Annotated in this window: 21 protein-coding genes; 17 read left to right on the top strand and 4 right to left on the bottom strand. The window is 50.6% G+C overall.

The genetic code is table 11. The features are described 5' to 3' along the window. Positions 1-113 precede the first annotated feature (113 nt). Positions 114-941, bottom strand: a complete 828-nt coding sequence (locus OGX91_RS15670) for a YfdQ family protein (protein WP_106902745.1) — start codon at positions 939-941, stop codon at positions 114-116. A 56-nt stretch (positions 942-997) separates the two neighbouring features. After that, entirely contained in the window at positions 998-1,369 is a 372-nt protein-coding gene (locus OGX91_RS15675) for a YfdP family phage-associated protein (RefSeq protein ID WP_001515608.1), read from the bottom strand. Between the two features lie 439 nt (positions 1,370-1,808). On the opposite strand from OGX91_RS15675, the gene OGX91_RS15680 reads away from it, so the two are divergent. Next, positions 1,809-2,363 carry a hypothetical protein gene (locus tag OGX91_RS15680; protein ID WP_286626763.1) on the top strand — a complete coding sequence of 185 codons (555 nt, stop codon included), beginning with the start codon at positions 1,809-1,811 and terminating at the stop codon, positions 2,361-2,363. A 443-nt stretch (positions 2,364-2,806) separates the two neighbouring features. Here the strand turns inward: OGX91_RS15680 and OGX91_RS15685 are convergent, their stop codons facing one another. Next, a complete protein-coding gene (locus OGX91_RS15685) occupies positions 2,807-3,499 on the bottom strand; it encodes an XRE family transcriptional regulator (RefSeq protein ID WP_125112483.1) in 693 nt (230 codons plus the stop codon). A 97-nt stretch (positions 3,500-3,596) separates the two neighbouring features. On the opposite strand from OGX91_RS15685, the gene OGX91_RS15690 reads away from it, so the two are divergent. The 15 genes from OGX91_RS15690 to OGX91_RS15760 all read left to right on the top strand — a co-directional run bounded on the left by OGX91_RS15690 (position 3,597) and on the right by OGX91_RS15760 (position 11,984). Further along, positions 3,597-3,842 carry a helix-turn-helix domain-containing protein gene (locus tag OGX91_RS15690; RefSeq protein ID WP_125112482.1) on the top strand — a complete coding sequence of 82 codons (246 nt, stop codon included), beginning with the start codon at positions 3,597-3,599 and terminating at the stop codon, positions 3,840-3,842. 10 nt (positions 3,843-3,852) lie between these two features. Further along, entirely contained in the window at positions 3,853-4,404 is a 552-nt protein-coding gene (locus OGX91_RS15695) for a YmfL family putative regulatory protein (protein ID WP_286626765.1), read from the top strand. Between the two features lie 172 nt (positions 4,405-4,576). Then, entirely contained in the window at positions 4,577-4,756 is a 180-nt protein-coding gene (locus OGX91_RS15700; protein ID WP_003034732.1) for a DUF4222 domain-containing protein, read from the top strand. Continuing rightward, complete coding sequence (locus OGX91_RS15705; RefSeq protein WP_286626767.1) at positions 4,746-5,609, top strand: conserved phage C-terminal domain-containing protein; 864 nt, start codon at positions 4,746-4,748, stop codon at positions 5,607-5,609. Before OGX91_RS15700 ends, OGX91_RS15705 begins: the two co-directional genes overlap by 11 nt. Beyond that, the gene (locus OGX91_RS15710) at positions 5,600-6,919 is read left to right on the top strand and encodes a phage N-6-adenine-methyltransferase (protein WP_286626768.1); all 1,320 of its coding nucleotides are present in this window, start codon (positions 5,600-5,602) and stop codon (positions 6,917-6,919) included. Before OGX91_RS15705 ends, OGX91_RS15710 begins: the two co-directional genes overlap by 10 nt. Next, positions 6,916-7,302, top strand: coding sequence for a RusA family crossover junction endodeoxyribonuclease (locus OGX91_RS15715; protein ID WP_000767088.1), 387 nt, complete (start codon positions 6,916-6,918; stop codon positions 7,300-7,302). Before OGX91_RS15710 ends, OGX91_RS15715 begins: the two co-directional genes overlap by 4 nt. Positions 7,303-7,315: 13 nt before the next feature. Next, on the top strand, positions 7,316-8,002 hold the full coding sequence (locus OGX91_RS15720) for a phage regulatory protein/antirepressor Ant (protein WP_003034743.1): 687 nt from the start codon (positions 7,316-7,318) through the stop codon (positions 8,000-8,002). Continuing rightward, positions 7,999-8,994 carry a DUF968 domain-containing protein gene (locus OGX91_RS15725; protein ID WP_286626770.1) on the top strand — a complete coding sequence of 332 codons (996 nt, stop codon included), beginning with the start codon at positions 7,999-8,001 and terminating at the stop codon, positions 8,992-8,994. The genes OGX91_RS15720 and OGX91_RS15725 overlap by 4 nt, the downstream gene beginning before the upstream one ends. Before the next feature lie 21 nt (positions 8,995-9,015). Then, entirely contained in the window at positions 9,016-9,705 is a 690-nt protein-coding gene (locus tag OGX91_RS15730; protein ID WP_286626772.1) for a bacteriophage antitermination protein Q, read from the top strand. Positions 9,706-9,915: 210 nt separating this feature from the next. Beyond that, positions 9,916-10,197, top strand: a complete 282-nt coding sequence (locus OGX91_RS15735; RefSeq protein WP_286626774.1) for a hypothetical protein — start codon at positions 9,916-9,918, stop codon at positions 10,195-10,197. An 87-nt stretch (positions 10,198-10,284) separates the two neighbouring features. Continuing rightward, positions 10,285-10,671 carry a phage holin family protein gene (locus OGX91_RS15740; protein WP_001283171.1) on the top strand — a complete coding sequence of 129 codons (387 nt, stop codon included), beginning with the start codon at positions 10,285-10,287 and terminating at the stop codon, positions 10,669-10,671. Next, positions 10,658-10,939, top strand: coding sequence for a phage holin family protein (locus OGX91_RS15745; RefSeq protein ID WP_072161075.1), 282 nt, complete (start codon positions 10,658-10,660; stop codon positions 10,937-10,939). Before OGX91_RS15740 ends, OGX91_RS15745 begins: the two co-directional genes overlap by 14 nt. Continuing rightward, positions 10,939-11,553, top strand: a complete 615-nt coding sequence (locus OGX91_RS15750) for a glycoside hydrolase family 19 protein (RefSeq protein WP_286626775.1) — start codon at positions 10,939-10,941, stop codon at positions 11,551-11,553. Before OGX91_RS15745 ends, OGX91_RS15750 begins: the two co-directional genes overlap by 1 nt. A 7-nt stretch (positions 11,554-11,560) precedes the next feature. Beyond that, positions 11,561-11,830 carry a hypothetical protein gene (locus OGX91_RS15755; RefSeq protein ID WP_286626776.1) on the top strand — a complete coding sequence of 90 codons (270 nt, stop codon included), beginning with the start codon at positions 11,561-11,563 and terminating at the stop codon, positions 11,828-11,830. After that, the gene (locus OGX91_RS15760) at positions 11,787-11,984 is read left to right on the top strand and encodes a hypothetical protein (RefSeq protein WP_286626777.1); all 198 of its coding nucleotides are present in this window, start codon (positions 11,787-11,789) and stop codon (positions 11,982-11,984) included. Before OGX91_RS15755 ends, OGX91_RS15760 begins: the two co-directional genes overlap by 44 nt. Positions 11,985-12,066: 82 nt before the next feature. Here OGX91_RS15760 and OGX91_RS15765 read toward each other — a convergent pair whose 3' ends face one another. Continuing rightward, positions 12,067-12,276: a HEAT repeat domain-containing protein gene (locus tag OGX91_RS15765; RefSeq protein ID WP_286626780.1), complete on the bottom strand. Its 210-nt coding sequence runs from the start codon at positions 12,274-12,276 to the stop codon at positions 12,067-12,069. Between the two features lie 132 nt (positions 12,277-12,408). Between OGX91_RS15765 and OGX91_RS15770 the strand changes: the two genes are divergently transcribed. Continuing rightward, positions 12,409-12,759, top strand: coding sequence for an HNH endonuclease (locus OGX91_RS15770; protein ID WP_286626782.1), 351 nt, complete (start codon positions 12,409-12,411; stop codon positions 12,757-12,759). Positions 12,760-12,836: the final 77 nt, after the last annotated feature.

Below are 12,836 nucleotides of genomic sequence, written 5' to 3' on the forward strand. Positions count from 1 at the left end.
GGCGCGCTGCACCGCGCAGATTTTGGTTGCACGAATCCCTCGCCGGATGGCGATAATTAATGGAATTACGCTTCAATAAATCCCCGTGGCGCCGGGGATTTAATGCAGAGCAATTAGGCTTTAAAGTTACCGATGAAAGTTTCCACTGATTCACCTTCGAACTTGCTGATCAGCAAATCGCGGAATTCGTTGGCGATCTCTTCTTCCTGGGCTTCAAGTTGGACGATGCGCAGTACAAAGCAGGGTTCGTCGCTGGTCAGCAGGCTGTTACGCAAGCTAAAGCGGCGTTCGCCCAGACCTTCATACGGCACACATTTGAACTCGAACGCCACAGGCATTACGTCTTTGCTGCTTGCTTCAACGCTTTGCATCAGCGATTTTTTACCAGCGAAATCACCAGTTTCATGGTCCTGCTGTGTTGCTTGCTGAATAGTGATACGACGCACAGCCTGAGCGGCCTGGGAAATCTGCATCGTATTGCCATCAGCATCAAACGCCAGCAGGTAATCGCTCCAGTCTTCCAGCCATTCAGCGATTTGTTTTTGCTTCAGACGTTGGCCATCGATCTGCAGTAACGCGCGGAACGGGGCGGTTTTCTTCAGGGTGATGGAAGCAACGTTATCGGCGTGGCCGGGATTATCCAGGGTGCCGATGTTGAACACTGAACGGGCGGTCATGTTGTCAGCGTCAATGAAGCAACGAGCTGGCTCACTGTCGCTGGCGTAACCTTTAGAATAACGTGCGAAGTCGTCAATACTGGTTGTGGTCATTGCGCCACGAAAGCGGAAACGCTCCAGAGAAAAGCGCTCGAGGCTTTCAACGCCAGTACCCTCTGGCAGTAATGCGGTCGGGCAAGCCAGGCCATGAATATCATTCAGGTGATAACCGGAAAGAACCAGGTCTTTGACCTGCTTGAAGGTACCGCTGTCTAACTGAGACATAAAAATTCCTTATTAACTGATGATCAAAGTGGTATCAGTGAGTTTGTTGTTGCGGATCACTGAGCCGCTTTAAGCTTTCCATCCACCGCGCCAGTGATCCCGAACAGCTGACCCTGATCTTCCTGCAGGATGGTGAGCTTCCCGCCTTTGTTGACCCACATCGGGGTTTCGGTTGTGTCCTCTTCGGAGGCTTTACCACGCGGTGTAGGGGTGCTGTAGTTCAGCTTGTGCTTGATCTTGACGCGCTTCTCTTCAACGGAATTACCCATGCGCTCAAAATCAAATGTGAGGACTACTTTGCCTTTGTTGCCGTTGTTCAGAACGCCAAGCGCGGTGGTGTTAAGTGCTGCCGCGATTTTGTTCATGAACACGCCGGCATCCAGTTCGCCAAGAAAATCTGGCACTACGGTCATGCGGTCATTACTCATGCTTTTACCCTCGTGAAGGCGGCTGCAACCGCCGAACTTTCTCCATACACAACAGAGAAAGGCACCTGCATTGGTCGGCGGCTTGCAGAGACCGCTTTCTTTTGCCCGGGTGGATTGGGTTATGAGCCCGTCGCCCGGTGATGCCCTTTTCTGTAGTGCCCTGAAAAAGGCTGGCGGTTACCGGACAAACGGGAAAACACCGGGCCGCCAGAACAGGGAGTTACTTGTTATTGCTTTGGCCTGCTTTTAACCACATCAGGCGCGGTGGATCCTGCTATTCCCCAACAACAAGGATTCGGTTAATCTGGATATCCCCAACAACACAAAAGGATCATGAAATGAGTAAACCGGATGATTACGAGGAGAGGCATATGCCTCCCCGGCAAGTACCTAAACCACCCCCGAAGCTAGGGGAATAAGTTGAAAAATGAGGTGATAAATGAGTAGGGACGATTGCAATTTTGCTATTTATTATTCATATACCTTGGAAAGAATGAATTACACCCTGCTTACGAGAATAGATAAGCTAATTACTTTGGTGCTTATTGTCGTAGGCTTCTCGGTGTTTTCTTCATTTAACAACTATTTCGTTTTTGGGGTATTTGTATCGGTCCTTTCAGTTCTACAGCTTGTTTATCATTTCGGACAGGAGGCGGGGTCTTCTAAAGAGCAAATGAAGCAATACAAAAGGCTACTGGCTGAGTCACCATCTTTATCAGATCCAGAGCTAACCGACCGCTTCATTAAAGCCCAGGACACAGACAACAACCCGTGGCGATCATTGGAGAACGCGGCATATCTAAAAGCCTGTCTTTATTTCAGTCTTCCCGCCACTTACAATCTAACTTTCTTTCAGAAGTGCATGTCATTGTTAGCCGGTGACTCGCCGCGAAAGAAAGACTTTGAGGAAAAACAGATGAGCAAATTTGCAAATGACCACATGCCACCGAAAAAGCCACCTGCACAACCAGTGAAACCTCAGCCTAAAAAATAATAAGCACAAGGATCGTACGCATGAGCAAACCAATTGAGCCGTTTCATGTTCCACCAAAGCCAATGCCGCCCCGGCCTGGAAAATAATAAGGGCTAACATGAAAGCACACAGCACAATTCATGAGGAGCCAAGGCCTGATAGTTACGTCCCGCCTCGGCCAATGCCCACGCCAAGGCCGAAAGCACGGCAGTAGTTTTGGTGTTAAGGGATATCCAGATTTTTAAAGAGCGAAGCGTCCTGATGGGCGCTTTTTTGTTGCCTGCGAATCATCCGGTCATTCATATGCCACCGGCGGCTACTTCGTGGGCGTCCTGCCTGTTCGCTGTTGATGTGAATAACGATAAATCCAAATTGCGTATTGCGCAAGTAATAAATTGCGTAAAATGCAACTGTCATGGCGAAAAAAAACCGCCTGACTGGCGGTTTCTGAAAGGATATATAGACTAGGCGTGGCGTTTAAATGACTGGGATTGGCTTATCATTACTTTCCCGTAGACATAAAAACGATGCTCATTCGATTTATCGACAGACCACTCTCGATATTTTGGGTTATCTGATATTACTAGCAATTGGTCTGGTATCATCTGCAAACGCTTAACATATATTTTGTCATCAAAACCAAATACATATATACCATCGCCGTCGAATTCATGTATTGAAATATCAACGAAAATCAGGTCGCCAGGCTCAATAGTCTCTGCCATGCTATCGCCACGAACGTTGATTACCTTCACTTGCTCAGCTGCCCGACCACCGAACATGGATAAAGCACGCTCGTTGTTGTATTCGATGGATCTGATGACATCTATAACGTCGCTACCTTGAATAAAGCCTCCGCCAGCGCTAGCGCTAACATCAAGAATTTCCACTCTAAACACCGAGTCATCTCCAATATGTGGGGCTGTTATACTGTTTTTATATACAGTAGTTGCATTTCCACTAGGAGTAAATAGCTCAGCGACACTAACGCCTAAAGCTTCAGCATATTTACTAAGTGATTGTTCAGTAAATGACTTCTGCTTGCCGGTTTCAAGGCGAGAGATATTTGCGCCGTCGACACCGACAGCCTCTGCAAGATCAGCGATTTTCAGGCCCTTCGCAGTGCGAAGTTCTCTTATGCGGTTTCCAATATTCATGCGCCTATTACATGTTGTTTTTGCGTGATGTGCAAAGCAACTTGCGCAAGTCGTATGTTCCAATTAATATGCGCATTACGCAATTAAAGGAGGGTATATGCAATCACCGTTACGAATCTTGCGTAAATCGCAAGGTATGACTCTTTCCTATGTCGCAAAAGGTGTCGATATCGACCCGGGAAATCTAAGTCGGATAGAGCGAGGACAGCAAATTGCTTCCCTGGATATAGCTGAGCGACTAGTCAGCTTCTTCTCAGGAAAAATCAATGAGCTAGAAATTCTTTACCCGCATCGATATTCGAACTGTACAGGTGCGAATACAGATACAAAACCACAAAATTAAGGGGTTAACCGTGGGTAATGAACCTATTTGGAAAGTTGAACGTCAGCCAGCCTGGCTGGTGGTCGCAATTAAAAAAACGATTACCGACCTGCCTGGTGGCTACGCCGAAGCGGCGGAATGGTTGGGGGTAACAGAAAACGCGCTGTTTAACCGCCTCAGAGTTGACGGCGATCAGATCTTCCCATTGGGCTGGGCGATGGTTCTACAGCGTGCTGGTGGTTCGACTCATATTGCTGATGCCGTTGCGCGCCATTCTCAGGGCGTATTCGTACCGCTGGCAGATGTTGATGATTTGGATAACGCCGATATTAACCAGCGCCTGATGGAATCTATCGAGTGGATTGGTCGTCATTCAACCTTCGTGCGTAAGGCAACCGCTGACGGGGTTATCGATGCAGAGGAACGCGCCCAGATTGAGGAAAACAGCTACCAGGTGATCGCGAAGTTCCAGGAGCACGTCACGCTGCTTTACCGAGTTTTTTGTGTCGCTGAAAAGAGTGACGCCCGCGAGTGTGCAGCTCCGGGCGCCTTGGCGAACAACTCTTCGAGTATGGAGAAATAATCCGCATGAGCAATTTAATCGTAAATCCTCACTTACCGCAACTACGAATGATCCCGGTTCCGGGTCTTCCGCTGTTTCGGTATGAATGCAAAGTATCAAATCGCTGGGTGTCATGTAACCACAGTCAGGCCTCTGTAATTGTGGGGGTCTACTACCGGAGGGCAAAACGCCTGTGCGCGAACTTAACCGAAGGTTCAAAGACCACCGTGGAGTGCCAGTCCGTGTTATCCGCTGGGAGCCAGAAACACAGCGCGTTATCTACCTGCGTGATGGCTACCCACACGAATGCTTCAGCCCACTTGAGCATTTCAGGCAAAAGTTCAGGGAGATAACGGACGATCATGAGCACTAAATTAACCGGCTACGTATGGGATGGTTGCGCGGCGTCGGGCATGAAGTTGTCTAGTGTCGCGATCATGGCTCGTCTGGCTGATTTTAGCAGCGATGAGGGGGTGTGCTGGCCGTCCATTGAAACTATCGCTCGCCAGCTTGGCGCTGGGCCGAGCACTATCAGAACGGCAATCGCTAAGCTTGAAAAAGATGGCTGGCTCACGCGTACACAGCGCCGTAATGGTAACCGTAATGCGTCAAACGTGTACCGCCTGAATGTGGCGAAACTTCAGGCTGCCGCATTTTCTCAACTGTCAGATTCTGACACGTCAAAATCTGACGCATCAAATTTTGACGCCTCAAAAACTGACCCGTCGAAATCTGGCAAAAAAGGCGGTTTTGACCCGTCAGAATCTGGCGGGGATCCGTCAGTAAAATCAACACAAGATCCACAAGTAACTTCAAAACCCTCTTGTCCGGTTGCGGCGCAACCAGACCCTGAAGTCGTGATTACTGACCAGGCGATTTTGGTTTTGTCCCATTTGAACCAGATAAGCGGATCCCGGTATCAGAAATCAAAAACATCCCTGGAGAACATTCGTGCCCGACTGCGTGAGGGATACAGCGTTGCAGACCTGCAACTGGTTATCGACCTGAAGCATGAGCACTGGCACGAGAACGACGAGCAGTACCAGTACATGCGCCCGGAAACGCTGTTCGGCCCGAAGAAATTCGAGAGCTATCTGCAAAGCGCTACCCGCTGGGATCAGAAGGGACGGCCTAAACGCGCTGACTGGGGGGCGAAAAAGCGCGATGTGATGGCTTTTGGTCCGGTTGATACAAAGATTCCTGCGGGGTTCAGAGGATGCAGTTAAACAAATATTGCCAGGCGCTGGCGGCACTACGTAGCCAACCAGCCCACGAATTGAAAGAAGTAGGCGATCAGTGGCGGACACCGGATCTGCTTTTCTGGGGTATCAATGCGCTATTTGGGCCATTAGTTCTGGACTTGTTTGCTGACGACGACAACGCGAAGTGCCCGGCATGGTACACCGCCGAAGATAATGCGCTGACGCAGGACTGGTCTGAACGTCTTGCAGAACTGGGTGGCGCTGGTTATGGCAACCCACCGTATAGCCGTTCGCAGTACCACGAGAAACAGGCGATCACCGGCATGACGCACATCATGAACTACGCAGCAGCCCAGCGCGAAAAGGGCGGGCGTTATGTATTCCTGATAAAAGCTGCGCCGAGCGAAACGTGGTGGCCGGAAGATGCCGATCACATCGTATTCATCCGTGGGCGCATTGGGTTCGATCTGCCTGTGTGGTTTATACCTGCTGACGAAAAACAGAAGCCCACCAGCGCGTTTTTTGCCGGTGCCATAGCTGTATTCGATAAGTCATGGCGTGGCGAGCGTTTCAGCTATATCAACCGTACAGAACTGGAGGCAAAAGGGCGTGCGTTTATGGCTTTGGCACAATTTGCCACCAGCAAACCTCAACCAGCAACGTCCACACCAACAGTAGCCGGTAAGCCAGAAACAGAGTTGCCACTCACCCAGAAAGATATTTTTGATATCAGCGGTGTCGAAGCGTGGGCATGTGTTAGAGCTGCGTTCGGCGATAAAGAAGAATACACATTCAGTGAATCGAAGTTTGGGCATACTTGGGCGGCGGATTCTGTCGAAGCACCGGAATTCACTCAGGTATCACCATTAACGATCGACAAAGCGAAGCTGCTTATTCGTGAGAGTATTTTGTTCGGTGTGGATGAGTGGCTGTTGTCGATTCAATTCGATGACGCTGCTGCGCGCCTGGGTATGTCGGAACGTATTCGCACTGTTGCCCTTGAAGCATCCGGTGAATATGGCATGAACAGTGCTGATTTCATTGCAGCTATGGGAAGCCTGGATGTTTCCGGTTGGTCCAATATTCGCCACATCCGCATGCACATCCGTGAGAAAGCTAAACCAGTGGCGGATCCGCTTCCCGAGCCCCGTATCTGGCCGTTGGAGGTTGGAATTGTATTCGACCAGGTTGATGGCGCTGACATGCTGAATGAATCACAGCAGAACAAACTGAAAGCCAATATCAATCAACTCTGGCTGGAGCGGACGGCCACCAGCGAAATCATTACTGCAGCTTCTGAACTTGTTCGCAGTATGAGGGGAGAGGCCGCGTGAAACTGATCCTGCCTTTTCCTCCGAGCGTGAACACATACTGGCGCGCCCCTAACAAGGGGCCGCTGGCCGGTCGTCACCTCATTAGCGCTGATGGCCGTAAATACCAGAGCGCTGCCTGCGTGGCGATCATTGAGCAATTACGACGCCTTCCAAAGCCATCGACTGAACTTGCAGCAGTAGAAATCACCCTGTACCCGCCGGATGCGCGCCGCCGGGATATCGATAATTACAACAAAGCCCTGTTTGACGCGCTGACGCATGCGGGTGTCTGGGAAGACGACAGCCAGATTAAGCGCATGCTGGTGGAATGGGGACCCGTTGTGCCGAAAGGTCGGGTAGAGATAACGATCAGCAGATATGAACCGGCGGGTGCAGCCGCCTGATATGGAGAAAAGTATGAGCCAGTTAATCGTGAATGGTGTAGTAACAATGTCCAGCCGTGATATTGCGGATCTGGTTCAGAGTAAACACAGTGACGTGAAACGCTCGGCTGAGCGTCTTGTTGCTGCGGGAATTTTAACCGCGCCGTTGGCGCAGTTCGATTTTGAGCATAACGGTAATGTGTACCAGGAGTATCGTTTTAACAAACGCGACTCTCTGGTGATTGTTGCCAGATTATCACCTGAATTTACCGCTGCGGTCGTCGATCGCTGGCAGGAACTGGAAGAAGGGCAGAGTGTCAGTGTTCCCCGTTCATTGCCGGAAGCGCTTCGCCTGGCTGCTGATTTAGCCGAGCAGAAAGAGCAACTGACCATCCAACTGGCAGCCGCGGCGCCAAAAGTGGAGTTTGTTGATCGTTATTGCTCTGCAAAAGGCTCCATGTCATTCCGGCAGGTAGCCAAATTGCTTAACGCAAAAGAAACTGAGTTTCGTCTGTTCCTTATCGAACGCAATATCCTGTATCGCCTCGGCGGTACACTTACCCCCATGGCGCAGCACATTTCCGCGGGAAGATTTGAAGTTAAGACGGGAACATCGAGCACATCCAATCACGCATTCAGCCAGACGCGTTTCACTGCCAAGGGAGTACGCTGGATTGGTGGTTTGTGGGCTGAACATATTGCAGGGGGGCAGGCGGCGTGAGGGCTTTGTTAACTCCTGAAGTCGCCCATCGCATGGGGATTGTGTTGTTTCGTCCCGGCGCGGAATTAATGCACCTCTTCATGCGCGGTCGCGTTCTGCTTGAGCCTGAACCAGAAGAAATGGCGTCATTCAGTACAGGAGCTGTTCCCGCCGCCATTCAGCCGCTGGCTGATGATCCGGTAATGCGGCAGGTCTTCGAGAATGATCGGGTTATTCAGCGTGCCGGTGGGCTTCCTTCACTTGAGCAATGGTTGAGTAATCGGTTTGAATGCCAGTGGCCACATTCATCGTGGCACGACAAGAACTTCACAACAATGCGGCACCCACCAGGAAGTATTCGCCTGTGCTGGCATTGCGATCACACTTTGTCCGGGCAGCATACCGAACAGCTTGCAGGTATAGCGGCAGGAAACCTGGTATCCTGGATTCTGGAAGTCATTCAGCGTGATTCTGGTTTTCCCGAGTCGCATGTCCTGACGCTTCCGGAACTGTGCTGGTGGATGGTCAGAAACGACCTGGCTGATGTTATTCCGGAAAGCGTTGCGCACAAGGGGCTACGCCTTCCGGATGAGAAGATCCGCTCGGTTATGAGGGAAAGCGACATTGTGCCTTCCGCTTCTGCAACCAGCCTCGTGCAGGAGAAGGCGAAGAAGATCCTCACGCTCTCTGTTGATCCGGAGTCTCCAGAATCTTTCATGCTCAGGCCAAAGCGACGCCGCTGGGTAAATGAGACTTACACCCGCTGGGTAAAAACACAACCCTGTGAGTGTTGCCGACGGCCAGCAGATGATCCGCACCATATCGTAGGGCATGGTATGGGTGGTACAGCAACAAAAGCCCATGACCTCTTCGTGATCCCTCTGTGCAGAGAGTGCCACGACGAGTTACACGCCGATGTACCGGCATTCGAGCAGAAGCATGGTACGCAGCTTGAGCTGCTACTGCGTTTTATGGATCGGGCGCTGGCGATAGGCGTAATTGCGAAAGCTTAAGTGTATGGAGCGCAAAGAAGCATGAATCAACAAGACCTTAATTTTGTAAGAATAGAATTGCGCCGCGCGCTACCAGACCTCTCTGGGGGAACAAAAGGGCAGCTTGAGGCTTTCAGTGAACACCCACCAGCAGACAAAAATGCCACCCCGCGCCGTGGCATTCATCTTGTCGAACTCGAGGGAGAGAAGGGGCCTCGATTTGTTAACTCGCTGGCCGCGCCACTGTATGTGCTGGAAACGCGCAGCCGCCGCAGGCCAATGCCGCCGATTAAAGATGCGGAATTTGAGTCCGCGCCGTGGCGCCGGGCAGTTTCTGCGCTTAGTGGATACCAGCAGGCCTGGCTGCGGTACTGCTACGGCTTTGACCTGAGCTATAAACACCAGGAGATGATGTGCGAATACGTATGGAAGACTTATCAGAAATGCCTGGGTGAAACCTTGCTTCAGGAGCGCGTAGTAAAGAAACTTATAGGCCTGGTATGGCTTGCAGGGCAGGAAATTGCAGCAGCCAGAAATAATGAAACCTATAAAGACTATGCTGGTGCAGCGCTGGCCCGCATGGTTAGCGTTGACCGTTCGACATGGTTGCGCATCTATTCAGGGCACTGGGCTGGGTTAAAGGCCGCTTTTACCCAGCTTGATGAATCCGCGTTGGCCATGGCTCTTGAATACTATGAGGAAGAAGAAGCCCTCAAAATGGCAGAAATGTGAAGTAAATTTCACTATCTCCTTCAAACGCGCTTGCAAAATGCAACAAAATAAGCCATATTTGAAGCATATTTGATATGTTGCCAAAGTTTTATAAACCCGCCGATGAGCGGGTTTTTTATTGGTTACACTACTGGAAAAGGGTAAAACACACTCATCACCCGCCGGGTGATGCGCGTAGGATGTGCGGTTAGTCTCTATAAAGGTGAAACTATGCATATCTCAGATACACCACGTTATATTCCAGCTAGCCATAATTCCAATGATGGAATAAAAAGCTTTGTGCAGGAAATTTGCATCTCAGGGTATAGCTGTGATGAAATTAACTATTACTATGGATTGTTTCCTGATACCGGCGTTAGCATCGCGATGACTGAGTATTCTTATCTAAGGACATATGCCACAGCCGAAGAAGCTGAGATGGGCAAGCCACAGTGGCTACATTGGCGGCAGCAGGAAGCGCTAGGGTTAAAACAAAACCCATTTGATATCTAAGATTGAATTATTCAAGCCCTGGCATTAGCCGGGGCTTTTTTATTCCCCTCATACAGAGAGGACTCACAGCAATTAAGAGGGGGCTAAATGTCCGATCCGATTTCCGGTACTGGGCTGGCTGGTGGTGTCCTGACGGGTGCCAGTGTCTATGGATTTCTGTCCGGAACCGATTACGGCGTGGTGTTTGGCGCATTTGCCGGAGCTGTATTTTACATTGCGACCGCAGCAGACCTGAGTGCAGCGCGCCGACTGGCATATTTTCTGGTGTCGTATATCGCAGGGATCCTCTGTTCCGGGCTGGTGGGTTCAAAGCTGGCTCAGGCGACCGGATACAGTGATAAACCACTGGATGCCATTGGCGCCGTAATCGTTTCTGCTTTAGCCGTCAAAATCCTGACGTTCCTGAATAATCAGGATGTCGGCTCGCTGGTGGCGCTGATAACGCGCCGGGGAGGTTCAGGTGGTACTAAATGACCCATCGGCAACAATCAATGCGCTGCTTTGCGCTGGGGTAGTGCTGACCCTGATGTTTTACCGTCGCGGTGATTCCCGGCATCGACCTTGGATATCCCGCTTAGCGTGGCTGCTTACGGTCATCTACAGCGCCGTTCCACTGGCGTATCTGTGCGGTATCTACCCTTACTCATCGTGGGCCACTATCGGGGCCAACATTATTTTCCTGTCCGTGCTGGTCGCCGTCAGAGGCAACGTAGCGCGGCTGGTTGATCATCTGAGGCAATAATGAACCAATCACAATTTCAGCAGGCGGCTGGTATCAGCGCCGGGGTTTCTGCGCGCTGGTTTCCGCACATTGATGCGGCAATGAAAGAGTTTGGAATTACAGCGGTTAATGATCAAGCCATGTTCATTGCACAAGTCGGGCACGAATCTAATGGCTTTACATCGCTGGTCGAGAACTTCAACTACTCGGTTGAGGGGCTGAAGAAAACCTTTGGTAAGCGTCTGACGTCGTATCAGTGCGAAATGCTGGGGCGTGTCGATGGTAAGCAGGTCGCTCACCAGCCACAAATAGCTAATCTGGTTTACGGTGACCGCATGGGTAATAACAGCCAGGGTGACGGCTGGAAATATCGCGGTCGCGGCCTGCTGCAAATCACAGGTCGTGAGAATTACACCAAATGTGGTGCAGCGCTGAAGCTTGACCTTGTCAGTACACCGGAACTGCTAACGCAGGAGCGACATGCGGCCCGTTCGGCGGCGTGGTACTTCACGTTACGCGGTTGCCTGATGTATTCGGGTGATGTGGAACGCGTAACGCAGATTATTAACGGCGGGCAGAACGGTATCAAAGACCGCCGTGAACGTTACGCCAAAGCAAAAGCCGCACTAGTATGAGGTCACTATGGGACTTGAAATGATTATCGGCCTGGCCGTTGCTGTGCTGGCTGCAATTGCCGGTGCTTTTGGTCTGGGTAAATCACGCGGTACCAATATTGCTGAAGCAAAAGCGGACCAACAACACACTGAAGAACGTGCAGCAGCTACTGAAGCGGTAGCCGAACGCCGGGTAGAAACAACAAAGGGAGCCAGGGATGTACAGCAGACTGTTAATCATCTTCCTGATGACGATGTTGACCGCGAGTTGCGCGAAAGATATACCCGCAAAACCTGAAGTAACGGACACGGCCTGTGACTGGGTGAACATCATCTACCTCACTGAGCACGATATTGCTGTGTTGGATAAACAGACGAAGCGTGACATTCTGGCGCATAACAAATCAGTGCTACGAAATTGTCCGCAAAAAATCCCCCAGACCTCGCAATAGCGGGGCTATTTAACACTAAAGAACCTTGCCTTGACGAGGTTCTTTAGCTGGTTCAATCATGTCACAAATTTAAATATCGGAATTATCTGCGACGGCGATATAAACGACCAAGCGCAGTAGCTCCAGCACTCTTTATTGATGGTTCATAGTTCTCTGTAAGAGACATCAGGCATTCAACAACATCACTTGTGTCTGGAGCCCCTTCGCCTAGAGCCAAGGCGGCTGCAATGACAACAGAAGGGTCACGATCCCTAGTGAGAGTGATTAAACGGTCAACAATTTCTGAAAGCATAATAATAGTCCTCTTAAATCGGCAATTTAACCCTACATAGAGTAGATGATTATAACGATTAGGCATAGCAGCATAGGTTGACGAATTGCCTAACTTTTTTGGTAATAGTGATATTAGTTAAGAGGATCTAATATGCCACCTCGAACACCAAAAGCATGCCGTGTCCGTGGTTGCCGTTCTACCACCACAGATCCATCAGGTTACTGTGAATCCCACAAAGGCGAAGGATGGAAATCATACAAACCCGGACAATCCCGGCAGCAGCGTGGATACGGAACAAAGTGGGAAATCATCCGGGAGCGGATACTTAAGCGCGACAAAGGGCTGTGTCAGAACCATCTACGGCAGGCGATAGTGAAGCAGGCTTCCTGTGTGGATCACATCAAGGCGAAGGCCCACGGCGGCACTGATGAAGACAGCAACCTTGAAAGCCTGTGCTGGTCGTGTCACGCAGCGAAGACTGCCCGTGAACGGCTCAAATGAGAATAATTGTCATCATCAGGCAGGGGAGGGGGAGGTCAAATCTCTGCGACCGCGTGCCTTCCGGACTGCCCGCCTCC

Source organism: Citrobacter sp. Cpa228 (genome assembly GCF_030333085.1).
Lineage (GTDB): Bacteria > Pseudomonadota > Gammaproteobacteria > Enterobacterales > Enterobacteriaceae > Citrobacter > Citrobacter pasteurii.

Coding starts and splice junctions, on each gene's coding strand:
- OGX91_RS15765 (WP_286626780.1), bottom strand. CDS start 12,276: ATGCTTTCAGAAATTGTTGACCGTTTAATCACTCTCACTAGGGATCGT.
- OGX91_RS15760 (WP_286626777.1), top strand. CDS start 11,787: ATGTTGACCGCGAGTTGCGCGAAAGATATACCCGCAAAACCTGAAGTA.
- OGX91_RS15740 (WP_001283171.1), top strand. CDS start 10,285: ATGTCCGATCCGATTTCCGGTACTGGGCTGGCTGGTGGTGTCCTGACG.
- OGX91_RS15670 (WP_106902745.1), bottom strand. CDS start 941: ATGTCTCAGTTAGACAGCGGTACCTTCAAGCAGGTCAAAGACCTGGTT.
- OGX91_RS15690 (WP_125112482.1), top strand. CDS start 3,597: ATGCAATCACCGTTACGAATCTTGCGTAAATCGCAAGGTATGACTCTT.
- OGX91_RS15705 (WP_286626767.1), top strand. CDS start 4,746: ATGAGCACTAAATTAACCGGCTACGTATGGGATGGTTGCGCGGCGTCG.
- OGX91_RS15770 (WP_286626782.1), top strand. CDS start 12,409: ATGCCACCTCGAACACCAAAAGCATGCCGTGTCCGTGGTTGCCGTTCT.
- OGX91_RS15720 (WP_003034743.1), top strand. CDS start 7,316: ATGAGCCAGTTAATCGTGAATGGTGTAGTAACAATGTCCAGCCGTGAT.
- OGX91_RS15710 (WP_286626768.1), top strand. CDS start 5,600: ATGCAGTTAAACAAATATTGCCAGGCGCTGGCGGCACTACGTAGCCAA.
- OGX91_RS15675 (WP_001515608.1), bottom strand. CDS start 1,369: ATGAGTAATGACCGCATGACCGTAGTGCCAGATTTTCTTGGCGAACTG.
- OGX91_RS15750 (WP_286626775.1), top strand. CDS start 10,939: ATGAACCAATCACAATTTCAGCAGGCGGCTGGTATCAGCGCCGGGGTT.
- OGX91_RS15735 (WP_286626774.1), top strand. CDS start 9,916: ATGCATATCTCAGATACACCACGTTATATTCCAGCTAGCCATAATTCC.
- OGX91_RS15730 (WP_286626772.1), top strand. CDS start 9,016: ATGAATCAACAAGACCTTAATTTTGTAAGAATAGAATTGCGCCGCGCG.
- OGX91_RS15685 (WP_125112483.1), bottom strand. CDS start 3,499: ATGAATATTGGAAACCGCATAAGAGAACTTCGCACTGCGAAGGGCCTG.
- OGX91_RS15680 (WP_286626763.1), top strand. CDS start 1,809: ATGAGTAGGGACGATTGCAATTTTGCTATTTATTATTCATATACCTTG.
- OGX91_RS15755 (WP_286626776.1), top strand. CDS start 11,561: ATGGGACTTGAAATGATTATCGGCCTGGCCGTTGCTGTGCTGGCTGCA.